The following is a 23,722-nucleotide window of genomic DNA, read 5'->3' as shown; positions in this document are numbered from 1 at the left end:
GCCTACGTGCCGAGCGGCCGCCGCGGCCCGGCCTCGCCGCCGGTCTCGCCGCCTGAGTGAAGCACCGATGCCACCGGTACTGCGATCCCGGGAGACCACGACCCCGCGAGCCCACCAACTGCGACCCACGAACCTGCGAGGACCCACGAACCTGGGAGCCACGAGACCGCGACCCCGGGAAAGCGCGCCCCGGGAGGGCGCGACCTGTGCTGCCGACCAGGGACGCCCGTGATCTCGGTACCGCCACGGCTGCGCGGGTCAGCGCCGGTACCAGCGGGGCGAGGTGTTCAGCGGCGGCGTCAGCTCGGCGGCCACGACGAGCAGGTTCGGCTCCTCCGAGCGCGTGAACTCCCGCAGCCGCCTGCGGAACGCGCGGCCGAACCCGTCGACCCGGTCGGCGTCGACACCGAACGACTTCGCCAGCCCGACGAAATCCGGCGTCACGAGATCGACACCCTCGTGCGGCAGGCCGCCGCGAGTCTGGTCGTAGCGGAGCATGCCGTACCCGCTGTCGTCGACCACGACCACGGTGATGGGCAGCTTCTCCTGGATCGCGGTGGCCAGTTCGCCGACGCCGTACAGGAATCCCCCGTCGCCGGTCACACACACCGCCCGGCCGCCGCCTGCGGCCGCGACGCCGAGCGACGCGGGGAAGCCGAATCCGAGCGTGCCCCAGCCCATCGGGTAGGCCAGTTTGCGCGGAGCCGGCACCCGGTAGAAGCCGCCGATCCAGTAGCCGGCGACGCACATGTCCGAGACGAGCACCGCGTCGTCCGGCACCGTCTCGGCCAGCGCCGTCAGCAGCTCCGCGGCCTGCGGTTCCTCCCTGCGGATACGCCTGCGCACGCGCGTTTCGATGTCGTCGAGCCTGCGCGAGAGCTCGGTCAGGCCCGCCCGCCGCGGCATGCCGAGCGCCAGGTTCTCGGTGACCTCGCGGGCGTCGCCGGTCAGCTGCAGGTCGGGCGGGTAGTTCTTGGCGGCGTCGGCGGTGTCGACGTTGATCGTGATCAGCGTCGGTGGCTTCGGCATCCGCCAGTTCTGCGTCATCATGCCGTCGAAGTCGGTGCCGACGGCGAGCACGACGTCCGCCTCGTCCCACAACGCGCCGACCTCGGGCGTGTGCACCGGATTCGAGGCCCGGCACGGGTGGTCCGGCGGCACGATGCCCCGCGCGGCGTAGGTGGTGATGATCGGTGCGGCCAGGCATTCGGCCAGTTCCCCGAGCGCCTCACCCGCACCCGCGCGGAGCGCACCACCGCCTGCCCAGATCACGGGCCGCCGCGCCGTACTCAACACTTCACGCGCCTGCAGCAGGTCGGCCACGTCGACGCGGTGGATCACCTCGGTCGACTCGGCCGGCAGCGGATCTGCGGCCTCGGCCGTGAGGAAGTCCGCGGGAATGCCGACGTACACCGGGCCGCTCTGGGGCCGCCGCGCGATCCGGCCCGCCCTGCGGACCACGCGCGCGATGTCGTCCGGCGAATCGGCGGTCAGCGTCGCCTTCGTCACCGGGGCGAACATCGCCGCCTGGTCGGACGTCTCGTGCAGCGCCCCGCGCACCACACCCGGAGTGCGCAGAGTGGAGGGCACGTCCGTGGCGATGACGATCACCGGGGACGCCGACGCGTGCGCCTCGCCCACGGCTGCGAGGGTGTTCGCGGCCCCGGGACCGGTCGTCACGACCGCAACGCCGAGCCGGCCGGTGGCGCGGGCGTAACCGTCGGCGGCGAACGCGGCCGACTGCTCGTGGCGCACGCCGATCAGCCGGATCCCCTGCTGCGGCAGCGCGTTCCACGCCGGCAGGTTGTGCACGCCGGGCAGTCCGAACGCCCGATCGACCTCGAGCTCGCGCAGTGCGTCCGCGAGCCGCCTGCCTCCCGTGCATCCTCCGGTCGCTGCCACGCCGAGAGGATACGAGGAGACCTCACGACCCCGAGGTGATGGCCTCCTCAGGGGGCGGCGGTGGCGGAGGCGTACCGTTGCCGAACGGCCGTCCGCCCAGTTCGTCCCTGCCGTGCGCGGTGGTCCAGCCCGACAGGTCCGGACCCTTCGGCACGACGCCCGTCGGATTCACCTGCTCGTGCACCTCGTAGTAGTGCCGTTTGATGTGGTCGAAGTCGACGGTGTCGCCGAAACCGGGCGTCTGGAACAGGTCTCGCGCGTAAGCCCACAGCACCGGCAGTTCGGTGAGCTTGTGGCGGTTGCACTTGAAGTGGCCGTGGTAGACGGCGTCGAAGCGCACCAGCGTGGTGAACAGGCGGATGTCGGCCTCGGTGATCGTGTCCCCGACGAGGTACCGCTGCCGCGACAGCCGGTCGGACAAGACGTCCAGTCGAGTGAACAGCCGGTCGTAGGCGTCCTCGTAGGCGGCCTGCTTGGTGGCGAAGCCGGCCTCGTAGACGGCCGCGTTGACGTCCCGGTGCACGTCGGCGTTGACGGCGTCGATCTCGTCACGCAGTGCCTCCGGATACAGCTCGGGCGCACCGTCGCGTTGCAGCGCCGTCCACTCCGTGTCGAGGTCGAGCGTGATCCGCGGGTAGTCGTTGGTGACGAGCTTCCCGCTCGGCACGTCGACGATCGCGGGCACGCTGATACCGCCGTCGTAGGACGGATCGGCCGTTTCGTAGGCCTCGTACAGGAACCCGATCCCGAGCACCGGGTCGACACCGCCCGGATCGAGCGTGAACCGCCAGCTGCGCGAATCCTGGATCGGGTCGGCGACCGCCAGCGACAGGACGCCCTCCAGGCCCAGCAGCCTGCGGACGACCAGCGCCCGGCTCGCCCACGGACACGCGCGGCTGACGACCAATCGGTAGCGGCCTGCCTCGACAGGCCAGCCGTCGCGGCCGTCGGCGGTGATACGGGCGGTGAAAGCGTTGGGCGCGCGGTGGAACTCCCCGGTCTCCGGGTCCGTCGGGATGGTCATGCCGCCGACGCTAGTGCGTACCCGCCTGCCACCGCACGCTCCGACAGTGCCGACTCCGGCGAACGCGTGCCGAATCAGTTCCGGCACACCGGTGTGCGGCACCCGGTGGAAATTCCCGATCGCCGGGCCCGTCGGGATGGCCATGTCACCGACCCCGGTGCGTACACTCCTGCCACCGCACGCTCGTGGCGGCGGTCCCCGACCCGTGGGAGGTGGCGCCGATGTCGCTGATGCCAGTGACCGACTCGATGTTCTTGGCGATCGAGACCCGCGAACACCCGATGCACGTGGGCGGACTGCAGCTGTTCACGCCGCCCGACGACGCCGGACCCGAGTACCTGCGCGAGATCCGGGAGACGCTGCTGCAGCGCACGACCGTCCGCGAGACCTTCCAGCGGCGGCTGCGCAGACCGGTCAACACCGCGGGATATCTGGCATGGCAGCGGGACCCTCAGCTCGACCTCGACTACCACTTCCGGCATTCGGCACTGCCCGGTCCAGGCCGCATCCGTGAACTGCTCGAACTGACGTCCCGCTGGCACAGCACGCTGCTCGACCGGCACCGGCCGCTGTGGGAGGTGCACCTCGTCGAAGGGCTCGCCGACGGCCGGTTCGCCGTGTACAGCAAGATCCACCACGCGATGATGGACGGCGTGTCCGCGTTGCGGCAGGCGACCGGCGTGCTGTCGGACGACCCGGACGACCGCTCGTGCCCGCCGCCGTGGGGCAAACGCGACACCCGGCAACGCGCTCCGCGCAGCGCGCCGGACCCGATGGACGTGCTGCGCACCGCAGCGGGAACCGCGCGGCAACTCGCCGGCGCCCCCGGCGCGGCGCTGTCGATCGCTCGCGAGGCGTTCCGCGAGCGCACCCTCACGCTGCCGCTCGAAGCTCCGCGGACGATGTTCAACGTGCCGATCGGCGGCGCCCGGCGGTTCGCCGCCCAGTCGTGGCCGTTGGAACGGATCAGGATGGTCGCCTCGGCCGCCGGGGTGAGCCGTAACGACGTCGTACTCGCCATGTGCGGCGGTGCGCTCCGCGAGTACCTGATCGAACGGCATGCACTGCCGACCGCGCCGCTCACGGCGATGGTGCCGGTGTCGATGCGGTCGGCGCGCGAGACCGGCGAATCCTCCGGCAATCAGATCGGCGCGCTGCTGGCGAACCTGGGCACCGACCTGCAGGATGCCGACGAACGGCTTACGACGGTCGCCCGGTCGACGGCGGAGGCCAAGCGGGTGTTCCGCGAGCTCACCCCGCTGCAGGCACTACTGCTGTCGGCGCTGAACGTCGCTCCCCTCGCAGCGAGCCCCGTGCCGGGAGTCGCGGGGAACACCCGTCCGCCGTTCAACCTGGTGATCTCGAACGTGCCGGGCCCGAGGAAGCAGATGTACTGGAACGGGGCGCATCTCGACGGCATCTACCCGGCGTCGGTGCTGCTGGACGGGCAGGCGCTGAACATCACGCTGACGACGTCGGGAGACAACCTCGACGTCGGCATCACGGGCTGCCGCCGGAGCGTCCCGCACCTGCAGCGGCTGCTGACGCACCTCGACACCGCGTTGACGGACCTGGAGAAGGCGACCCGCTGACGCCAACGCCCGGCCACCCGCGGTAGCTGGACGCCCCGACGCCTCGGCCTGCAAAAGCCCCAAGGGCACTTTGGTTGCATTGAGTGCAACCAAAGTGCCCTTGGGGGCATGGCTGCCGATCACTGTGGGTCAAGCGATGCCTTCGGGGCTGGCACCCGTCACGGGGACGCCCGCCGCGGTGATGCGCTCGATCTCCGCCAGGTCGCCCGCGGTCAGCTCGAGGTCGGCCGCGCCGACGCTGTCGGCGATGTTGCGTGCCCTGCGCGCACCGACGATCGCCACGTGCACGCCCGGCTGCGCGAGCGTCCACGCGATGGCGAGCTGGCTGACGCTCGCGTTCTTGCTGGCCGCGAACTCCTTCAGCTCCTCGACCACAGCCAGGTTCCGCTTGAGGTTCTCGCCCTGGAACGCCGACGACTGCGACCGCCAGTCCGACGTCTCGAACGTGGCGTCGGCCGTCAGCGCGCCGGTCAGCAGGCCACTGCCGAGTGCGCTGTAGACCAGCACGCCGATGTCGTGAGACCGCGCGTACGGCAGCGGATCGGCCTCGATGTCCCTGCGCAGCAGGTGATACGGCGGCTGCAGCGTCTCGACGGGCCGCGTCCGGTCGAACGCCGCGAGCTGCTCGCTGTCGTAATTGGACACTCCCGCGTGGCGGATCTTGCCCTCGTCGACTAGTTCCTGCAGCGCCGACGCGGTCTCCTCCGCCGGCGTCCGATCGTCGGGCCAGTGCACCTGGTAGAGGTCGATGTGATCGACACCGAGGTGGCGCAGGCTCTGCTCAACGCCGCTGCGCAGGAACTCCCGCGTCGCCTTCCGCGGCCGGTCGCTGCCCGGTTCGATGCCGCCCTTCGTCGCGATGACGACACTGTCGCGGTCGCGGTCCAGGTCCGGCCGCAACGCCTTGCCGAGCAGCTCCTCGGACGCGCCGAAGCCGTACGCCTGTGCCGTGTCGAAGAACGTCACGCCCAGTTCGCGCGCCTGCCGGATGGCCTCGATCGCCGTGTCCGAATCGAACGAACCCCAGTCACCGCCGATCTGCCACGTCCCGAAGCAGATGCGCGAGACGTCGAGGCCACTCCTGCCCAATGTGATCGTCTGCATGCCTCCAGGGGTACCCCGCGTCGACCCTGCCCGCACCGTGAGGTCCTCCACCTCGGCGACGGGAATAGGGTGCGGCGAACGACCCCAAAATAACTGTTTGACAGTCGGCGTGACGCGCGCGGAGACTGCCGCTCCGTGACCGAAGACAGCCTCGACCGCCTGCGCGTACTCGCCCACCCGCTGCGCATGCGGCTGCTCTCACTGCTGACCGGAGCGGCGATGAGCTCGGCCGAAGCCGCCCGCGAGCTGGGTGAGAAACAGGCCAACGTCAGCTACCACCTGCGCCGCCTGCACGCGGCCGGACTCGTGGAGCCCGCAGGGGAAGCAGTGATCCGCGGCGGGCGCGCCAAGCGCTACCGGCACGACCCGGCGAGCGCCGGCCCGTTCCTCGACCGGGAACCCGAGGAGGAACGCATCCTGCTCAGCGCACTCGCCGACGAGCTCACACGCAGGTCCGCGCAGCGGAAGCAGGGGGCCAAGTACTCGACCACGGACGCCGAGGTGTGGGTCGACGAGCGGGTGTGGCAACGTGCCCGCGCGCTGGCGGGCGAGCTCGGCGAGCTGCTGCACGCCGGTGCGAAGCCACCCCGGACGCCCGGCACTCACCGGGTCAGCGCCACGGTCGCGCTGTTCCGGCTCGAACAGCGATGACGGCGACGCCGCCGCGCGAGCCCGCGCCGAACCCCGTGGGGCTGACGGCTCCGCTCCGCCTGCCGGACTTCCGCAACCTGTTCGTCGGCCGCACGTTCGACGAGTTCGCCAACGCGCTCGCTCCGGTCGCACTGGCCTTCGCCGTCCTGGATCTCACCGGCTCACCCATCCAGCTCGGCCTCGTGGTCGGGGCACGGTCGCTGGCCAACGTCGCGTTCCTGCTGCTGGCCGGTGTCCTCGCAGACCGGTTCCCACGGGCGGTGATCCTCCAGGGAACCGGCGCCGCGGCGGCGCTGACCCAGGCGGCCATCGCGGCCAGTGTCCTCTGCGGATTCGCCAACGTGCCGTTGCTGGTCGCGCTGAGCGTCGCCAACGGAGCGGTGGCCGCGATCTCGCTGCCCGCGGCGGCGGCACTGACCCCACAAACCGTGCCGTCGTCGCTGCTCACCCAGGCCAACGCGCTCGTCCGTGCCGCGGCCAACGCCGGGCGCATCGGCGGCGCGGCGCTCGGTGGCCTCCTCGTCGCAGTCAGCGGTCCCGGATGGACACTCGGGATGAACGCGGCCCTCTTCGCGCTGTCGGCGGTCGCGTACCACGGCGTGCACGCCCCGGCGGCAGGCGACGGCTCACGCAGTTCCCCACTGCGCGAGCTCGCCGAAGGCTGGCGCGAGTTCACGGCACGCCGCTGGGTGTGGCTCGTCGTGCTGCAGTTCATGGTGGTCAACGCGGTCGTCTCCGGCGGCCTCGTGGTCCTGGGACCGACGATCGCGGACGAAGGCATCGGGCGCGGCGGCTGGGGCCTCGTCCTTGCCGCGCAGACCGCGGGGGCATTCGCGGGCGGATTCCTCGCCGCACGATGGCGACCCAGCCACGCGCTGCGCATCGGTGTCGGGGTGACGCTCGCCGAGGCAGTCCCGCTCGTGTTCCTGGCACACCTGCCCGAACTCGTGCCCCTCATGGCGGTGATGTTCCTTGCGGGCATGGCGGTCGAGCAGTTCACCATCGCCTGGGACGTGTCCCTGCAGGAGAACATCCCGCCCGACCGGCTCGCGCGGGTCTACTCCTACGACATGCTCGGCTCGTTCATCGCATTGCCGGTCGGCGAGATGGCCGCCGGGCCGCTGGCTGCGCAGTTCGGCAGGCCCGCGACGCTCGTCGGTGGGGCGGTGCTGGTGGCTGTCGTCACCCTGGTCACGCTGACCAGCAAGCAGGTGCGCACGCTCGAACGGCTACCGGAGAGCTGATCGCGCGTCACATGCGCGATCAGCTCCCGGACGGCACGTAACCCAGCTGCTTGTCGACGACGTTGCGCAGCGATTCGCCTGCGCGCCAACGGCGGAAGTTGTCCGTGAAGACACCGACGAGTTCGCGGCGCCAGCCCACGACATCACCTGACATGTGCGGGGAGATCAGCACGTTCTCCATCGTCCACAACGGATGGTCGGCGGGCAGCGGCTCGGTGTCGAACACGTCGAGTGCCGCGCCCGCGATCGCCCCCGACCGCAGCGCGGCGACCAGGTCGTCGGTGACCACCAGCTCGCCCCGGCCGACGTTGATGAACCGCGCGGAGGGCTTCATCGCCGCGAACGCGGCCTCGTCGAACATGTTCTTCGTCTGGTCGGTCAGCGGTGCGACCGCGACGACGTAATCGGTGTCGGCCACGCACTCGGCGAGGCGTTCCGTCGAGTGCACGGTGCCGAAGTCCGGGTCGTCGGAACGCGAGCGCCTGCCCGCACCCGACACCCGCAGTCCCGCCGCGCGCAGCAGCCGCGCGATCGCCCTGCCGATCGGACCGGTGCCGACGACGACGGCCGAGGCGCCGCCGATCCGTTCGGTCTCGCGATGCCGCCAGGTGCGCGCGTCCTGCAGGCGCAGCGAGCGCGGCATGTCCTTGGCGAACGAGAGCACCTGGCCGAGCACGTACTCGGCGATGGAGTCGTCGAACACGCCGCGCGCGTTGGTGAGCACGACGTCGCTCTCCTGCAGTTCCGGGAACATCACGGGGTCGACGCCGGCCGCGGCGATGTGCAGCCACTGCAACCGGTCGGCGGCATGCCACGCCGCCGGCAACACCGTGGACAGGAAGTCGTACATGAACAGCGCGTCGGCTCCCCGCAGCGCGTCGGCGAGCCCGGCGGCATCCGTGTACCGGACCTCGGCCTGTTGCTCGACGGCCGTCATGTCCGGGGGCGGGGCGTCACCTGTCAGCACGGCCAGCACGGGTGTGCCGGTCTCGGTCACCGCATTCACCGTTGACACGCTAGGAGTGGGTCGTATGATTGTCAACAATCCGGGGCACTCCTCGGATCCCACCGCCGCCACGCAGGCAGCCGCCGTCACTCGGGCAGTGGCCGACGGCCGTGTCCACCGTGGACCCCACGGACGCCGAGGAGGTGCCTCGTGCCCACGATCGGTTTCATCTACCCGGATCACGCCGCGGAGGACGACTATCCGCTGGCCGAACGGATACTCGGTGACGGCACCACGCTTCCCGTGGAGCACATCTACGGCACCGACCTGCACGCGGTGCCCGAACTGCTCGACCTGGGTTCACCCGCGCGCCTGTCCGGTGGAGCCGCGCTGCTGGCGAAGCACGCACCCGACGCCGTCGTCTGGGCCTGCACCAGCGGCAGCTTCGTCTACGGCTGGGACGGCGCCGCCGAGCAGGTCGCCGGACTGTCGGAGGCCGCAGGCGGACTGCCCGCGTCGAGCACGTCGCTGGCGTTCGTCCACGCCGCCCAGACCCTCGGGCTGCGCACCGTCGCCGTGGCGGCCAGCTACCCGGACGACGTGGCCAAACTGTTCGCCGATTTCCTCGGCCGCGGCGGGATCGACGTGGTGTCGGCCTCGGCCGCCGAGATCGACACCGCCGCCGAGGTCGGGAACCTGCCGCCGGAACGGGTCGTCGAGCTGGCGGTGAGCCACGATCACCCGGAGGCCGATGCGGTACTGGTGCCGGACACCGCGATGCGCACCCTCTCGCTCGTCGACGACATCGAGCGCCGACTCGGCAAGCCCGTGCTGACCGCCAACCAGGTCACCGTGTGGGAGGGCCTGCGCATCGCCGGCGTCACCCGCGCCTACGACGGGCTGGGCACACTGCTGCGCACCGAGGGCCGCCGATGATCGCCGACATCGAACCCGTCAACCGGGAATCCACGGCCGCGATCATCGCCCGCAGGCTGCGCGAGGCGATCATGGCGGGAACGCTGGCCCCGGGAACGCAGCTCGGCGAAGCGGATCTGGCCTCCCGGTTCCAGGTCTCCCGCGGACCGCTGCGCGAGGCGATGCAGCGGCTCGTGTCCGAGGGCCTGCTGCGCAGCGAACGTCACCGCGGCCTGTTCGTCATCGACCTCGAACCCGGTGACATCCAGGACATCTACATCGCGCGCTCGGCGGTGGAACGCGCGGCGGCGACACTCGTCGTGCACGCATCCGACCGGGACGCGATCGCCGCGGTACTGGACGAGGCCGTGGCACGGATGGCCGACGCGGACGCGCAGGGCGACCCGACCGCACTGTCCGAAGCGGACCTGCAGTTCCACGAGGCGCTCATCGAGGCCTCCGGCAGCCCCAGGCTGCGCCGGATGGCCCGCACGCTGATGATCGAGACCCGCATGTGCCTGACGGCGCTGCAGCGCACCTACCCCACCGACGACTACGAGACCGACGAGCGCATCGCCGAACACCACGCGATTATCGCGGCCGTGCGCGCAGGCGACGAACCGGAACTGCTGCGGCTGCTCGACGAGCACATGGCCGACGCCGTGCGCCGCCTCGCGCCGGGTTCCGGCGACGACGCGGCCGACAACGCCTGAACCGGGAGACCGCCGCGAGCGGGCGGCCCCGTCAGTCGGTGCCGCGAGCTCCGCGGCACAGGTAGGTCATCGCGGGCGGCAGGTTCCGCCACACCGGCGACTGCACCTCGACCTCCTCGAACACGGCCTCGACCTCGCTGCGGAACCGCTTCGACCCCGGAATCCGCGCGGCGTGGACGTAGGCGAACGTCGTGAACACCGCGTGCGGCGCCATGGCCGTGGAGATCTCACCGAGGATCCGGCGTTGCAACTCCACGGTGAACAGCGACCACGGCAGGCCGCACAGCACCGCGTCGACGCTGGTCACGCCGCGGTCGGCGAGGATCTTCCCCAGTTCGGCGGCGTCACCGTTCACGACCTCGACGCCCGGGATGGTGCGTTCGAGATGATCCGCCATCCGCTCGTCCTGTTCGATGGCGATGTAGCGGCCGCCACCGGCCACGCGTTCGCTCGCCACCCGGGTGAACGCACCGGTGCCCGCGCCGATCTCCACCACGGTCGGCGTGTCGACCCCGTCGGGCACGGCGGAGGCCATCCGCGCCGCGAGCGCGCGCGAACTCGGCGCAGCGGCACCGACGGCCTTCGGGTTGCGGACGGCCGCGGAGACGAACGGAGGGACCGAACGTTTCAGAGCATCGAGCATGACCACACCATCCGCGACAACCCGGCCTTTCGCCTCGTGTCGAACATCACAACAGGTCCTGACCGCCTGATTCCCGGCCGAGACGGTCCGAACGGACCGCCTCACCGAGCATAGCGGCCGCCGGGCCGCCGACGGTGCAGACGTCGGCATCCCGGCGGCCGCGGCCGCATCGCGCCACCCCTCCCGGAGCGGGTCCGGCTTCGCGTCGCGACTCGGTACCCGCTACAGCGACTCGGTACCCGCTACAGCGCCTCCGCCACGGCGGAACCCAGCTCGGCGGTCGTCGCACCGCCGCCGAGGTCGGGGGTGAGTACCTCGGAGGCCGCCAGCACCGATTGCACCGCACCGCGGACCGCCTCGCCCGCCGCCTTCTCGCCGAGCTGGTCGAGCATCATCGCCGCGGCGAGGATCTGCGCCACCGGGTTCGCGATGCCCTGCCCCGCGATATCCGGTGCGCTGCCGTGCACGGCCTCGAACATCGACGGGAACTCGCCCTCGGGGTTGAGGTTGCCGGACGGGGCCATGCCGAGCCCGCCGGTGACCGCCGCTGCGAGATCGCTGAGGATGTCGCCGAACAGGTTCGACCCGACCACGACGTCGAGCAGGTCCGGCCGTTGCACCATCCGTGCGGCCAGCGCGTCGATGTGCATCTGCTCGGCCTCGACGTCCGGGTACTCGGCAGCGACCTCGGCGAAGATCTCGTCCCAGAACGGCATCGTGTGGATGATCCCGTTCGATTTCGTCGCCGAGCACACCCTGCGCTGCCGCGTACGCGCCAGCTCGAAGGCGTAGCGGACGACGCGTTCCACGCCGACCCGGGTGAACACCGACTCCTGCAGCACGAACTCGCCGGGGCGGCCCGCGTTGTGCCTGCCGCCCACCTCCGAGTACTCGCCCTCGGAGTTCTCCCGGACGATCACCATCTCCAGCTCGTCGGCGCCGCGGCCGGCGAGCGCGGACGTGGTCCCCGGCAGCAGGCGCACCGGCCGCAGGTTGACGTACTGCTCGAACGCCCTACGCACCGGGATCAGCAGCCCCCACAGTGAGACGTGATCCGGCACGCCGGGGAACCCGATCGCACCGAGCAGTACGGCGTCGAACGACCGCAACGTCGCGATGCCGTCGGCGGGCATCATCGCTCCGGTCTCGGCGTAGCGCTCGCAGCTCCAGTCGAACTCGGTCCATTCCAGCCCGAAGCCGAACCGCTGCGCGGCGGTGTCGAGGACCTTGCATGCCTCACGCTGGACGTCGACCCCGATGCCGTCGCCGGGGATCGACGCGACGCGGTACGTGCTCACAGGCCACCCACCGCGATGTACTTCGTCTCCAGGAACTCGTCGATGCCGACCGTGCCGCCCTCGCGCCCGAGCCCGGACTGCTTGACGCCGCCGAACGGCGCAGCGGGGTTCGACACCACGCCCTGGTTCAATCCGACCATGCCCGTCTCGAGCCGCTCGCTGACGCGGATCGCCCGGGTGAGGTTCTGCGTGTAGACGTAGCCGACGAGGCCGTACTCGGTGTCGTTGGCCGCCGCGATCGCCTCGTCCTCGGTATCGAAGGTCGAGACCGGCGCCACCGGGCCGAAGATCTCCTCCGACGTCATCCGGGCCTCTTGCGGCACGTTCTTCAGGACCGTCGGCTGGTAGAAGTTGCCGGGACCGTCCACAGTGGCACCACCGGTGAGCACGGTCGCCCCCCGCTGCGCCGCGTCACCGACGAGCGCCGACACCTTCTCGATCGCGGCGGAGTCGATCAGCGGGCCCACCACGATGCCGTCCTCGGTGCCACGACCGATGGGCAGGCCTTCCATACGCTCGGTGAGCTTGCGCGAGAACTCGTCGGCCACGGAGCTGTGCACGTAGAACCGGTTGGCCGCCGTGCACGCCTCGCCGATGTTGCGCATCTTGGCCTGCATCGCGCCGTCGACGGCCGCGTCGAGATCGGCGTCGTCGAACACGACGAACGGCGCGTTGCCGCCCAGCTCCATCGACGTCCGCATGACGGTTCCGGCGCACTGTTCGAGGAGTTTGCGGCCCACGCCCGTCGAGCCGGTGAACGAGAGCTTCCGCGCGCGCCCGTCGCGGATCATCGGCTCCATCACGCCGCCCGCCTGCGTGGTCGTGACGACATTGAGCACGCCGTCCGGCAGACCGGCCTCCGCGAGGATGCCGGCGAGCGCCAGCATCGACAACGGCGTCTGCGCGGCGGGCTTGATGACCATCGTGCAGCCCGCGGCGACGGCGGGACCGATCTTCCGCGTGCCCATCGCCATGGGGAAGTTCCACGGGGTGATCAGCAGGCACGGGCCGACCGGCTGCTTGGTGACGAGGAACCGCCCACTGCCGTTGGGTGCGACGGCGTAGCCGCCGTCGATCCGCACCGCTTCCTCTGCGAACCAGCGGAAGAACTCGGCCGCGTAGGCGATCTCCCCCTTGGCCTCGGCGAGCGGCTTGCCCATCTCGAGCGTCATCAGCAGTCCGAGTTCGTCCTGCCGCGCCATGAGCTTCTCGTAGGCCCGCCGCAGAATCTCGCCACGTTCCCGCGGTGGGTACGCGGCCCAGTCGGCCTGCGCGGCGGACGCGGCCTCGAGTGCGGCGATGCCGTCCTGCGGCGAGGCGTCCGCGACCGCGCACAACACCTCGCCCGTCGCCGGATCGTGGACGTCGAACGTCGCGTTTCCGGCCGCCGGGGCCCATTTGCCGCCGATGAACAGTTCCTTGTTCACCGCCGAGACGACACCGGCTTCACTGACCGTGCTCATGCCACAGCTCCCAAGTTCGTCGAAGATCCCACGTGTGATCGGGGTTCCCGGCCCGCGCACAGACGACCCATGACCGAGTCGTGCCTCTCGCCGGAACTCCTGCCCGTCACGGGCATCGGCTCCGTTCCCACGAGGCGTCATTGCGCCGCCCGCATGGCTATGCTACGAACATTGTTGACAATCTACAACCCCGTCGGCCGTGGACTCCGGACCCGGAACCACGGCCCGATGGCGCCGGGTTCGAGCCTGGACCGGAACCACCGCGTCCGGCAACCGGTGACACCGACGCCGGACGAGGTCAGCCCCCGGAACCCGAGAAGGAGCCGCAGTCATGGCCACGCTGTCCCCTCTGCTCAAGCAGGCGACCCCGGTAGTCGTCGACCACGGCGAAGGTGCGTATCTGTACGACACCGACGGCCGCAGGCACCTCGACTTCACCGCGGGTATCGGTGTCACCAGCACCGGACACTGCCACCCGCGCGTCGTGGCCGCAGCGCAGGAGCAGGTCGGCAAGCTCGTCCACGGCCAGTACACGACCGTGATGCACAAGCCGCTGCTCGAACTGTCGGAGCGACTCGGCGACGTGCTGCCGACAGGCCTCGACTCGCTGTTCTTCGCCAACTCCGGCAGCGAGGCCGTCGAGGCCGCGCTACGGCTGGCCCGGCAGGCCACCGGCAGGCCCAACGTCGTGGTGTTCCAGGGCGGGTTCCACGGCCGCACGGTCGCCACCGCCACCATGACCACGTCAGGCACGCGGTTCAGCGCGGGCATCTCACCTCTGATGGGCGGCGTGCACATGGCGCCGTTCCCGTTCGCCTACCACTACGGCTGGGACGAGAAGACCGCCACCGACTTCGCACTCCGCGAGCTCGACTACCTGTTCGCCACCGCCACCGCGCCCGGCGAGACGGCGGCGTTCTTCATCGAGCCGATGCTCGGCGAGGGCGGTTACGTCCCGGCGAACCCCGAGTTCATGGCGGGCCTGCGCGAGCGCGCCGACGAGCACGGAATCCTGCTCGTGGTCGACGAGATCCAGACCGGGTTCGGCCGCACCGGCAAGTTCTGGGGCCACGACCACTTCGGCGTCCGGCCCGACGTCATCACGATCGCCAAGGGCCTTGCCAGCGGCTTCCCGCTGTCCGGCATCGCCGCGAGCGCGGACCTGATGGCGAAGGCGTTCCCCGGTTCGCAGGGCGGCACCTACGGCGGCAACGCCGTCTCGTGTGCGGCGGCCGTCGCGACCCTCGACGTCATCCGCGACGAGAACCTGGTCGCCAACGCGGCCGAGCGGGGCGAGCAGCTGCTCGCCGGTGCGCGGGCGGTCGCCGAGAAGACGCCGGCGATCGGTGACGTGCGCGGCCTCGGTCTGCTCGTGGGCTCCGAGTTCACGACCGCGGACGGCAAGCCGGACAACGCGACGGCGCAGGCGGCGCAGAAGCTCGCGGCCGAACGGGGTCTGCTGATGCTCACGTGCGGGGCGTACATGAACGTCGTCCGCATGATCCCGCCGCTGGTCGTCACCTCCGAACAGGTCGACGAGGCACTGGAGATCTGGGCCGATGTCGTGGCCGAGGTGACGAAGTAGCGGGCGGGCGCACAGTGAGCAGGTACATCACGATCACACTGGACAAACGCGGCGTGTCCTGCCGCGCGCGCCTGCTGGACGACGAGGCGCCGCGGACGTGCCAGGCCGTGTGGGACGCGCTGCCGCAGAGCGGGTCGGCGTATCACGCGAAGTACGCCAGGAACGAGATCTACACGCTCGTGCCGCCGTTCGCCGACCCGAAACCGGGACGGGAGAACCCGACGATCACCCCGATCCCCGGCGACGTCTGCTACTTCGGCTTCGAACCGTGGGAGATCGGCAACCCGGCCTACGGCTACGACACCGACAGCGAGGCACACAGCGACCGGGGCGCCACCGACCTGGCGATCTTCTACGGCCGCAACAATCTGCTCATCAACGGCGACGCGGGCTGGGTGCCGGGCAACGTGTTCGCCACGATCGAGGAGGGCCTCGACGCCATGGCCACGGCCGCACAGGACATGTGGCTACGCGGTGTCGAGGGCGAGACGATGACGTACGCGCGCGCCTGACACGCGCGTAGCCGCCACCAGCGGGGCGGGCATGCCGACACGGCGTGCCCGCCCCGCTGTCGTATCAGTGCCACGTGTCGTGTCCGCGCCACTGTCGTGTCCGCGCGCCTGGCGGACGCGGACCCGCCGCAGCCACGCGCCACCGTCGTATCCGCGCCACTGTGGTGTCCGCGCCGCCGTCGTCCGCGCCGCTGTCGTGTCCCTCACCCGTGTCCCTGTTTCACCCGCGTCCTACCCGCTGCCGAGTCGGTGCCACCCGTTCCCGGTTCCGCCCCTGCCGCGTGTCCGACCCCGGCATGCCGGGGCGACGACGAGCCGTGCAGCCGGTCCGGCATTCCCTCGAACGAGTGGTTCGATCGAACTCACGTGACGTGATCTCGCGTCACCCTTCGGGGAGGCGACACGCCACTACCGTGGTTCATGATCGTTATTACCGAGCGTGACGACGTCCGTTGTCATCACACATCGTGATCCCGCCACCCCGCGCTCCACCCAGACAAAAACACGAAAGCCTTACATGTTTAGAATGAGAAGATTTCACGTTTCATGACGAGGGTTCGAGCGGCCTTTTGACAGCGGCCGGGGGCGCTGAAAACGTTGCCGTGCTTTCGAAAGCAACGTGTGCGTCGCGAACACACGGATGTCAACGAATCACTCCAGTACGAAGGAGCCCCTCGAAATGCAGCACTTTGCCATGCACGGCGGCGACATCATCACGTCGGTTCTGGCCAACCTCTCGCACCTGCTGGGCTGGCTGGTCTGAACCACCTGCTAGGACACCGAGAGTGACCGAGGGGCCGGTATCGTTGGCGCGGACCGGCCCCTTCGGCTCTCTCCCGGCGCCGGCCCGGTGACACCTCCACGGGCCGGCGCTCCGCCGTCGCAGTGCCCTGATCCGCCGCCAAGCTGTGATCCGCCGCCACACGATGACCGGCCGTCGCGCATGATCTCCGCTCCCGACGGCCCGCCCGCAAATCCGCCGCGGCCCTGTCTCGGAACGGCGGCACAGCGGTAACCTGCAGGCGACTCGGAGCGGAGGTGTCCATGGACGCGGATGTCATCGTCGTCGGCGCGGGACTGGCCGGGCTGGTCGCAACGGCCACGCTGGCCGACGCGGGCAAGCGCGTCATCGTCGTCGAACAGGAACCCGAGGCCTCCCTCGGCGGACAGGCCTTCTGGTCGTTCGGCGGCCTCTTCCTCGTGGACAGCCCCGAGCAACGCAGGCTCGGTGTCCGCGACTCCCACGAACTCGCCTGGCAGGACTGGGTCGGCACCGCCGGTTTCGACCGCGACGAGGACGCCTGGCCGCGCCGCTGGGCCGAGGCCTACGTCGACTTCGCCGCCGGCGAGAAGCGGGCGTGGCTCGCCGCGATGGGCATCAAGTTCTTCCCGGTGGTCGGCTGGGCCGAGCGCGGCGGTTACGGCGCCATGGGCCACGGCAACTCCGTGCCCCGCTTCCACATCACCTGGGGCACCGGGCCCGGCGTGCTCGACCCGTTCGCACGACGGGTTCGCGAGGCCGTCGGCCGCGGACAGGTCGAGCTGCGCTTCCGGCATCGCGTCGACGAGCTGACCACCTCCGCCGGAGCCGTCGACGGTGTGACCGGTTCGGTACTCGCCCCCAGCGACGTCGCCCGCGGCGAGAGCAGTTCCCGCGAGGTGACCGGCGAGTTCGGGCTCCGCGCCCAGGCCGTGCTCGTCGCCAGCGGCGGCATCGGCGGCAACCACGACCTCATCCGCAAGAACTGGCCCGGCCGCCTCGGTGAAGCGCCGCGGTCGATGCTCTCCGGCGTCCCCGAGCACGTGGACGGCCGCATGCTGGGCATCAGCGAGGCCGCGGGCGCGCACCTGATCAACCGCGACCGCATGTGGCACTACGTCGAGGGCATCGACAACCACTCGCCCGTCTGGCCGCAGCACGGCATCCGCATCCTGCCGGGGCCGTCGTCACTGTGGTTCGACGCGACCGGCGAGCGGCTGCCCGTTCCCCTGTTCCCCGGGTTCGACACACTCGGCACGCTGGCGCACCTGCGCCGCACCGGACACGACCACTCGTGGTTCGTGCTGACGCAGAAGATCGTCGAGCGCGAGTTCGCACTGTCCGGTTCGGAGCAGAACCCCGACCTGACGGGCAAGGACCTGCGGATGACACTGCAGCGCGTCAAGCCCGGTCCACCCGGCCCCGTGCAGGCGTTCCTCGACAAGGGCCCCGACTTCGTGGTCGCCGACAACCTCGACGACCTGGTCCGAGGCATGAACGCCAAGACCGACGAGGACATGCTGTCGGTCGAGCAGATCCGACGCGAAGTCGTGGCCCGCGACCGCGAGATCGGCAACGAGTTCACCAAGGACATGCAGATCACTGCGCTGCGCGGGGCGCGGAAGTTCCGCGGCGACAAGCTCGTGCGCGTCGCCTCGCCACACCGCATGCTCGACCCGAAGGCCGGCCCGCTCATCGCGGTGAAGCTCCACGTGCTGAGCCGCAAGACGCTCGGCGGCCTGGAGACCGACCTGGACGGCCGCGTACTCGGCGACACGGGCGAGCCGGTGCCGGGCCTGTACGCGGCGGGCGAGGCGTCGGGCTTCGGCGGTGGCGGCATGCACGGCTACCGCTCGCTGGAGGGCACGTTCCTCGGAGGCTGCCTGTTCACCGGCAAGCGTGCGGGCGAGGCATTGGCCAAGTCCGGTTGACCGAGCGTTCCAGGAAGGCGGCAGGACACGCATGGGCGAGAGCATGACCGGCGCACAGGCGTTGCTGGCCACGTTGGCCGGTGCCGGGGTCGAGGTGGTGTTCGCCAATCCGGGCACGTCCGAGATGCACTTCGTCGCGGCACTCGAGGCGGATCCGCGGGTACGGGGCGTACTCGGGCTCGCCGAGGGCGCCGTCACGGGTGCGGCCGACGGCTACGCGCGGATGAGCGGCACTCCCGGCGTGACGTTGCTGCACCTCGGTCCCGGACTCGGGAACGGCCTGGCCAACCTGCACAACGCACGGCGTGCACACTCGCCCGTCGTGAACGTCGTCGGCGACCACGCCACGTATCACAAGCGGTTCGACGCACCGTTGGAATCCGACATCGACGCCGTGGCGGGCACGCTCGGCCGGGTGCTGCGCTCCGAGAATCCCGCCGACGTGGGACCGGACGCCGCCGCGGCGCTCGCGGCGGCCCAGGACGCTCCCGGCGGGGTGGCGACGCTGGTCCTGCCCGCCGACGCCTCGTGGAGCGACGGCGGAATCCCCTCCGCTCCGGTCGCACCCCGTGCCCCGGCTCCGGTGTCCACTGTGGATCCCATCGCCCACGTACTGCGGAGCGGTGAGGCGGTGACCCTGCTGCTGGGCGGCGTCGCATGCCGGGAACGCGGGCTGCGGGCCGCGAGCCGCATCGCCGAGGCCACGGGCGCGCGGCTGCTCCTCGAGACATTCCCGGCCCGGCTGGAACGCGGCGCGGGCCTGCCCACCGTGGAACGGCTCGGATACGTCGCCGAACAGGCCGAGCAACAGCTGGACGGTACCCGGCACCTGATCGTCGCGGGCGCGAAACCGCCCGCCACGTTCTTCGCCTACCCCGGGAAACGGGGCAACCTCGTACCGGAGCAGGCCACCCTGCACACGCTCGCCGAGCCGGGTGACGACGTCACCGGCGCCCTCGAGGAGCTCGCCGAGCTGGTCGCTCGCGACACCGAACCCGCGCTCGCGCCCGCGCACCGGCCGGACCTGCCGTCCGGGGAACTGACCGTGGCGAACTGGGCCGATGTCATCGGGGCGCTGCTGCCCGACGACGCGATCGTCGTCGACGAGACCAACACCTCCGGACTGCTGGTCGCCGCGGCCACCGCTGGCGCACCCCGCCACGACGTCCTGTCGCTCACCGGCGGCGCCATAGGACAGGGCATCCCCGTCGCCACGGGGGCCGCCGTCGCGGCGCCGGAGCGGCCGGTGATCAACCTGCAGGCCGACGGCAGTGCGATGTACACGATCTCGGCACTGTGGACGCAGGCCCGCGAAGGACTGAACGTGACGACGGTGATCCTCAACAACCGGGCGTACGCGATCCTGCGGATGGAGCTGCAGCGCACCGGCGCGGGCGACGTCGATCCCGCCAAGGCCGGCTTGTTCGACCTGTCCACTCCGGACATCGACTTCGCGAGGATCGCCGAGGGAATGGGCGTACCTGCCACGACGGCGACCACCGCGGAGGAACTCGCCGACCGGTTCCGCCGGGCGCTCGCCGAGCCCGGCCCGAACCTGATCGACGCCCGCATCCCGCCGCTGCTGTGACCCCGCGCGCCCACCTCCGAGCGTCCCGAACCCGTGTGTTGTGCATCCCGGGGCCCGTGTTGTGGCCCGCCGGATTGCAAGACGACACCGACGACGCGCGGCAACGCGGAAGCACTGCGGCGCGGCGGGCGATGGCCGACGTCGCAGGCGCCCGAAAGGGGCTGAGCCACACCGCGACCCGCCGGAATCGACCACACGGGCCCTGGAATCGACAACGCGATCCCCGGAACCCGCAACACGGCCGCCCAGAAACGCAACACAGGCCCCGGGAAACGCAACACGACCCCGGGTCGCGGAAGTTCGCGACCCGGGGCCGTGTCGTTCACGCCCGATTCAACCGGCGAGCGTTCACGCCTGGTTCAGGCGCAGGCGATCACTCGTAGATCTCGCCCTTCTCGGCCTTCGCGACCAGCGAGGCCGGCGGCTCGAAGTGGCTGCCGTACCGCGCGGCGAGTTCCTTCGAACGCGCCACGAAGCCCTTGAGGCCACCCTCGTAGCCGTTGATGTACTGGATCACGCCACCGGTCCACGGCGGGAATCCGATGCCCATGATCGAGCCGATGTTGGCGTCCTCGACGGTGTTGAGCACGCCCTCGTCGAAGCACTTCACGGTCTCGAGTGCCTCGGCGAAGAGCATGCGCTCCTTGAGGTCCTCGAACGGCACGTCGCCGCTTCCGCTGTTGAATGCCTCGCGCAGGCCCGGCCACAGCTGTGTCCGGTTGCCCTCGTCGTCGTAGTCGTAGAAGCCCGATCCCGTCGAACGGCCCTTGCGGTCGTACTCGTCGATCATCCGGTCGATGATCGCCTCCGACGGGTGCGCATCCCACGTACCGCCCGCGGCCTCGATCGCCTCCTTGGTCTCGAGACGGATCTTGCGCGGCAGCGTGAGCGTCAGCTCGTCCATCAGCTGCAGCGGCGGCGCCGGGTATCCGGCCTGCGAACCGGCCTGCTCGATGGTGGCGGGCTCGACGCCCTCACCGAGCGCGGCCACGGCCTCGGCGATGAACGTGCCGATGACGCGGGAGGTGAAGAAGCCGCGGCTGTCGTTCACGACGATCGGCGTCTTCTTGATCTGCAGCGTGTAGTCGAAGACCTTCGCCAGCGTGGCGTCGGAGGTCTTCTCGCCGCGGATGATCTCCACGAGCGGCATCTTGTCCACCGGCGAGAAGAAGTGGATGCCGATGAAGTCCTCCTGCCGCTGCACCCCCTCGGCCAGGCCGGTGATGGGCAGCGTGGAGGTGTTGGAGCCGAGCACGGCGTCGGGGTTGACGACGTCCTCGATCTCCTGGAACACCTTGTGCTTGAGCTCGGTGCTCTCGAACACGGCCTCGATGACGAAGTCGACGCCCTTCAGATCGGCCGGGTCGGCGCTCGGCGTGATGCGGCCGAGCAGCGCGTCCGACTTCTCCTGCGTGGTCTTGCCCCGCTTGAGTGCCTTCTCCTCGAGCTTGACCGCGTAGCCCTTGCCCTTCTCGGCGTTCTCCTGGGAGACGTCCTTGAGCACCACGTCGATGCCGGCCTTGGCCGACACGTACGCGATCGCCGCACCCATCATGCCCGCGCCGAGCACGCCGACCTTCTTGGCCTGGTACTGCTCGTGGCCGTCCGGGCGCGACTCACCGGCGTTGATGGCCTGCAGGTCGAAGAAGAACGCCTTGGTCATGTTCTTCGCGACCTGCCCGGTGACGAGGCTGACGAAGTAGCGCGTCTCGATCAGACCCGCCGTCTCGACGTCGACCTGTGCCCCCTCGACGGCGGCGGACAGGATGGCCCGCGGCGCCGGCATCGGCGCGCCCTTGAGCTGCTTGCGCAGGTTCGCGGGGAACGCGGGCAGGTTGGCGGCGAACTTCGGGTTCGACGGGCTGCCGCCCGGGATCTTGAAGCCCTTCTGGTCCCACGGCTGCACGCCGCCCTCGGGGTTCTCCTTGATCCAGGCCTTCGCCTTCGGCAGCAGTTCGTCCACGCTGGACACCAGCTCGTCCACCAGACCGAGCTCGAGCGCCTTGGCGGGCCTGTGCCGCTGGCCCTGCACGAGCACGTTCATGATGGCGCTCTGGATGCCGAGCAGGCGGACCGTGCGGACGATGCCGCCGCCACCGGGCAGCAGGCCCAGCGACACCTCGGGCAGGCCGATGGCCGTGCCCTTGACGTCGGCGACGATCCGGCGGTGGCAGGCCAGCGCGATCTCCAGGCCGCCACCGAGCGCCGCGCCGTTGATGGCGGCGACGACCGGCTTGCCCAGGGTCTCCAGCCGGCGCAGCTGCCCCTTCAGTTCGTTGCTCGCTTCCGTGACCTCGGCGGCGTCGTCGGGCGTCGCCTTGATCAGGTCGTTCAGGTCTCCGCCCGCGAAGAACGTCTTCTTCGCCGAGGTCAGCACGACACCGGTGATCGAGTCCTTCTCGGACTCGAGACGGTTCAGCACGACGCCCATCGACTCGCGGTAGTCCGCGTTCATCGTGTTGGCCGACTGCTTCGGGTCGTCCATCGTCAGCGTGACGATGCCGTCGGAGTCCTGCTCCCAGCGGATGGTCTTGGCTTCAGTCATTGTTTTTCGCTCGCCCTCACACACGCTCGATGATCGTGCCGATACCCATACCGCCGCCGATGCACAGCGACAGCAACGCGCGCCGCTCCTGGCGCCGCTCCAGCTCGTCGACCATCGTGCCGAGGATCATCGCGCCGGTGGCGCCGAGCGGGTGACCCATCGCGATGGCGCCGCCGTTGACGTTGACCTTCTCCTCGGGGAGCTTCAGGTCCTTCATCCACTTCATGACGACCGAAGCGAACGCCTCGTTCAGCTCGAACAGGTCGATGTCGTCGGTGGTCATGCCCGCCTGCGCGAGCACCTTCTCGGTGGCGGGCGTCGGGCCCGTGAGCATGATCGTCGGGTCCGACCCCGTGATCGCGGCCGACACGATGCGCGCACGCGGCGTCAGCCCCAGGTCCTTGCCGACCTGCTCATTGCCGATCAGCACCACTGCGGCGCCGTCGACGATGCCCGACGAGTTGCCGCCGGTGTGGACGTGATCGATCTTCTCGACCTGGTGGTACTTCTGCAGCGCCACCGCGTCGAAACCGCCCATCTCGCCGATGCCTTCGAAGGCGGGCTTGAGCTTGGCCAGGTCGTCGACCGTGGTGCCGGGCCTGCGGTGCTCGTCGTGGTCGAGGATCGTCACGCCGTTCATGTCCTTGACCGGCACGACGGACTTGGCGAAGTAGCCGCCGGACCACGCCGCCTCGGCCTTGTCCTGCGAGCGGACGGCGAAGCGGTCGACGTCCTCACGGGAGAAGCCCTCGAGGGTCGCGATCAGGTCGGCACCGATGCCCTGCGGCACGAAGTAGGTGTCGTAGTTCGTCGCCGGGTCGGTGAACATCGCCCCGCCGTCGCTGCCCATCGGTACCCGCGACATGGACTCGACGCCGCCTGCGAGCAGCAGGCCCTCCCAGCCGGAGCGCACCCGCGCAGCGGCCTGGTTGACGGCTTCGAGGCCCGACGAGCAGAACCGGTTGAGCTGCACACCCGCGACGGTGTCGGGCAGGCCACCCGCCATCGCGGCGGCACGCGCGATGTCGGCGCCCTGGTCGCCGACCGGCGAGACGACGCCGAGGACGATGTCCTCGATCTTCGCCGGGTCGAGACCCGGGTGCCGGCTCTTGAGCTCGTCGATCAGACCCGTGACCAGGTCGACCGGCTTCGTCCCGTGCAGGGCTCCGCCCTTGTTCTTGCCACGAGGCGTGCGGATCGCCTCGTAGATGAACGCCTCTGTACTCACACCAACGGTCCTTCCTCGCGGCTGACGGCAAGCATGCAGCCGACATGGTCGACAGTGCCCATGCGTGTAGATTCGGTG

19 protein-coding genes are annotated in these 23,722 nt (G+C 70.3%); 10 read left to right on the top strand and 9 right to left on the bottom strand.

Translation table 11 applies throughout. From position 1 onward, the window contains the following. Positions 1–258 precede the first annotated feature (258 nt). Together FB384_RS14500 and FB384_RS14495 are read right to left on the bottom strand one after the other, a co-directional pair. On the bottom strand, positions 259–1,902 hold the full coding sequence (locus FB384_RS14500) for a thiamine pyrophosphate-binding protein (protein ID WP_183783463.1): 1,644 nt from the start codon (positions 1,900–1,902) through the stop codon (positions 259–261). Between the two features lie 22 nt (positions 1,903–1,924). Beyond that, positions 1,925–2,926: a glutathione S-transferase family protein gene (locus tag FB384_RS14495; RefSeq protein WP_183783462.1), complete on the bottom strand. Its 1,002-nt coding sequence runs from the start codon at positions 2,924–2,926 to the stop codon at positions 1,925–1,927. Between the two features lie 221 nt (positions 2,927–3,147). Between FB384_RS14495 and FB384_RS14490 the strand changes: the two genes are divergently transcribed. Then, on the top strand, positions 3,148–4,518 hold the full coding sequence (locus tag FB384_RS14490) for a WS/DGAT/MGAT family O-acyltransferase (protein WP_183783461.1): 1,371 nt from the start codon (positions 3,148–3,150) through the stop codon (positions 4,516–4,518). A gap of 129 nt (positions 4,519–4,647) precedes the next feature. Here the strand turns inward: FB384_RS14490 and FB384_RS14485 are convergent, their stop codons facing one another. Beyond that, positions 4,648–5,622 (bottom strand): aldo/keto reductase, encoded by a 975-nt coding sequence (locus FB384_RS14485; protein ID WP_183783460.1) that lies wholly within the window; start codon positions 5,620–5,622, stop codon positions 4,648–4,650. Positions 5,623–5,757: 135 nt separating this feature from the next. Here FB384_RS14485 and FB384_RS14480 point away from each other — a divergent pair, with 135 nt between their 5' ends. Beyond that, entirely contained in the window at positions 5,758–6,273 is a 516-nt protein-coding gene (locus FB384_RS14480) for a helix-turn-helix domain-containing protein (protein ID WP_183783459.1), read from the top strand. Next, positions 6,270–7,517 (top strand): MFS transporter, encoded by a 1,248-nt coding sequence (locus FB384_RS14475; protein WP_183783458.1) that lies wholly within the window; start codon positions 6,270–6,272, stop codon positions 7,515–7,517. The genes FB384_RS14480 and FB384_RS14475 overlap by 4 nt, the downstream gene beginning before the upstream one ends. Positions 7,518–7,536: 19 nt before the next feature. Here FB384_RS14475 and FB384_RS14470 read toward each other — a convergent pair whose 3' ends face one another. Then, positions 7,537–8,514 carry a D-2-hydroxyacid dehydrogenase gene (locus FB384_RS14470; RefSeq protein WP_183785556.1) on the bottom strand — a complete coding sequence of 326 codons (978 nt, stop codon included), beginning with the start codon at positions 8,512–8,514 and terminating at the stop codon, positions 7,537–7,539. A 159-nt stretch (positions 8,515–8,673) separates the two neighbouring features. Between FB384_RS14470 and FB384_RS14465 the strand changes: the two genes are divergently transcribed. Then, positions 8,674–9,399: a maleate cis-trans isomerase family protein gene (locus tag FB384_RS14465; RefSeq protein ID WP_183783456.1), complete on the top strand. Its 726-nt coding sequence runs from the start codon at positions 8,674–8,676 to the stop codon at positions 9,397–9,399. Then, positions 9,396–10,091: a GntR family transcriptional regulator gene (locus tag FB384_RS14460; RefSeq protein WP_183783455.1), complete on the top strand. Its 696-nt coding sequence runs from the start codon at positions 9,396–9,398 to the stop codon at positions 10,089–10,091. Before FB384_RS14465 ends, FB384_RS14460 begins: the two co-directional genes overlap by 4 nt. Positions 10,092–10,122: 31 nt before the next feature. On the opposite strand, the gene FB384_RS14455 is transcribed toward FB384_RS14460, so the two are convergent. The 3 genes from FB384_RS14455 to FB384_RS14445 all read right to left on the bottom strand — a co-directional run bounded on the left by FB384_RS14455 (position 10,123) and on the right by FB384_RS14445 (position 13,495). Continuing rightward, entirely contained in the window at positions 10,123–10,734 is a 612-nt protein-coding gene (locus FB384_RS14455) for a class I SAM-dependent methyltransferase (RefSeq protein ID WP_183783454.1), read from the bottom strand. A gap of 242 nt (positions 10,735–10,976) precedes the next feature. Further along, positions 10,977–12,032: a tartrate dehydrogenase gene (locus tag FB384_RS14450; protein ID WP_183783453.1), complete on the bottom strand. Its 1,056-nt coding sequence runs from the start codon at positions 12,030–12,032 to the stop codon at positions 10,977–10,979. Further along, positions 12,029–13,495 carry an NAD-dependent succinate-semialdehyde dehydrogenase gene (locus FB384_RS14445; RefSeq protein WP_183783452.1) on the bottom strand — a complete coding sequence of 489 codons (1,467 nt, stop codon included), beginning with the start codon at positions 13,493–13,495 and terminating at the stop codon, positions 12,029–12,031. The genes FB384_RS14450 and FB384_RS14445 overlap by 4 nt, the downstream gene beginning before the upstream one ends. A 331-nt stretch (positions 13,496–13,826) precedes the next feature. On the opposite strand from FB384_RS14445, the gene FB384_RS14440 reads away from it, so the two are divergent. The 5 genes from FB384_RS14440 (at position 13,827) to FB384_RS14425 (ending at position 19,871) form a co-directional block, all read left to right on the top strand. Further along, complete coding sequence (locus tag FB384_RS14440; protein WP_183783451.1) at positions 13,827–15,080, top strand: aspartate aminotransferase family protein; 1,254 nt, start codon at positions 13,827–13,829, stop codon at positions 15,078–15,080. Positions 15,081–15,094: 14 nt separating this feature from the next. Further along, complete coding sequence (locus FB384_RS14435) at positions 15,095–15,592, top strand: DUF3830 family protein (protein ID WP_183783450.1); 498 nt, start codon at positions 15,095–15,097, stop codon at positions 15,590–15,592. 640 nt (positions 15,593–16,232) lie between these two features. After that, the gene (locus tag FB384_RS27125) at positions 16,233–16,355 is read left to right on the top strand and encodes a hypothetical protein (RefSeq protein ID WP_258935567.1); all 123 of its coding nucleotides are present in this window, start codon (positions 16,233–16,235) and stop codon (positions 16,353–16,355) included. Between the two features lie 281 nt (positions 16,356–16,636). Beyond that, a complete protein-coding gene (locus FB384_RS14430) occupies positions 16,637–18,283 on the top strand; it encodes an FAD-binding dehydrogenase (protein WP_183783449.1) in 1,647 nt (548 codons plus the stop codon). Positions 18,284–18,326: 43 nt separating this feature from the next. Continuing rightward, the gene (locus tag FB384_RS14425; RefSeq protein ID WP_183785554.1) at positions 18,327–19,871 is read left to right on the top strand and encodes an acetolactate synthase large subunit; all 1,545 of its coding nucleotides are present in this window, start codon (positions 18,327–18,329) and stop codon (positions 19,869–19,871) included. Between the two features lie 373 nt (positions 19,872–20,244). On the opposite strand, the gene FB384_RS14420 is transcribed toward FB384_RS14425, so the two are convergent. Together FB384_RS14420 and FB384_RS14415 are read right to left on the bottom strand one after the other, a co-directional pair. Continuing rightward, positions 20,245–22,416: a 3-hydroxyacyl-CoA dehydrogenase NAD-binding domain-containing protein gene (locus FB384_RS14420; RefSeq protein WP_183783447.1), complete on the bottom strand. Its 2,172-nt coding sequence runs from the start codon at positions 22,414–22,416 to the stop codon at positions 20,245–20,247. Between the two features lie 16 nt (positions 22,417–22,432). Then, positions 22,433–23,644, bottom strand: a complete 1,212-nt coding sequence (locus FB384_RS14415) for an acetyl-CoA C-acetyltransferase (RefSeq protein WP_183783445.1) — start codon at positions 23,642–23,644, stop codon at positions 22,433–22,435. Positions 23,645–23,722: the final 78 nt, after the last annotated feature.

Origin of the sequence: Prauserella sediminis, from assembly GCF_014195435.1 — a bacterium.
In the GTDB taxonomy this organism is placed as follows: Bacteria; Actinomycetota; Actinomycetes; order Mycobacteriales; family Pseudonocardiaceae; genus Prauserella; species Prauserella salsuginis.
This window is presented reverse-complemented; position numbering and strand designations above follow the sequence as displayed.

Excerpts from the sequence above, each read along its gene's own strand:
- FB384_RS14495 (WP_183783462.1), bottom strand. The coding sequence starts at position 2,926 with ATGACCATCCCGACGGACCCGGAGACCGGGGAGTTCCACCGCGCGCCC.
- FB384_RS14490 (WP_183783461.1), top strand. The coding sequence starts at position 3,148 with ATGTCGCTGATGCCAGTGACCGACTCGATGTTCTTGGCGATCGAGACC.
- FB384_RS14485 (WP_183783460.1), bottom strand. The coding sequence starts at position 5,622 with ATGCAGACGATCACATTGGGCAGGAGTGGCCTCGACGTCTCGCGCATC.
- FB384_RS14475 (WP_183783458.1), top strand. The coding sequence starts at position 6,270 with ATGACGGCGACGCCGCCGCGCGAGCCCGCGCCGAACCCCGTGGGGCTG.
- FB384_RS14460 (WP_183783455.1), top strand. The coding sequence starts at position 9,396 with ATGATCGCCGACATCGAACCCGTCAACCGGGAATCCACGGCCGCGATC.
- FB384_RS14455 (WP_183783454.1), bottom strand. The coding sequence starts at position 10,734 with ATGCTCGATGCTCTGAAACGTTCGGTCCCTCCGTTCGTCTCCGCGGCC.
- FB384_RS14445 (WP_183783452.1), bottom strand. The coding sequence starts at position 13,495 with ATGAGCACGGTCAGTGAAGCCGGTGTCGTCTCGGCGGTGAACAAGGAA.
- FB384_RS14440 (WP_183783451.1), top strand. The coding sequence starts at position 13,827 with ATGGCCACGCTGTCCCCTCTGCTCAAGCAGGCGACCCCGGTAGTCGTC.
- FB384_RS27125 (WP_258935567.1), top strand. The coding sequence starts at position 16,233 with ATGTCAACGAATCACTCCAGTACGAAGGAGCCCCTCGAAATGCAGCAC.
- FB384_RS14430 (WP_183783449.1), top strand. The coding sequence starts at position 16,637 with ATGGACGCGGATGTCATCGTCGTCGGCGCGGGACTGGCCGGGCTGGTC.
- FB384_RS14425 (WP_183785554.1), top strand. The coding sequence starts at position 18,327 with ATGACCGGCGCACAGGCGTTGCTGGCCACGTTGGCCGGTGCCGGGGTC.
- FB384_RS14420 (WP_183783447.1), bottom strand. The coding sequence starts at position 22,416 with ATGACTGAAGCCAAGACCATCCGCTGGGAGCAGGACTCCGACGGCATC.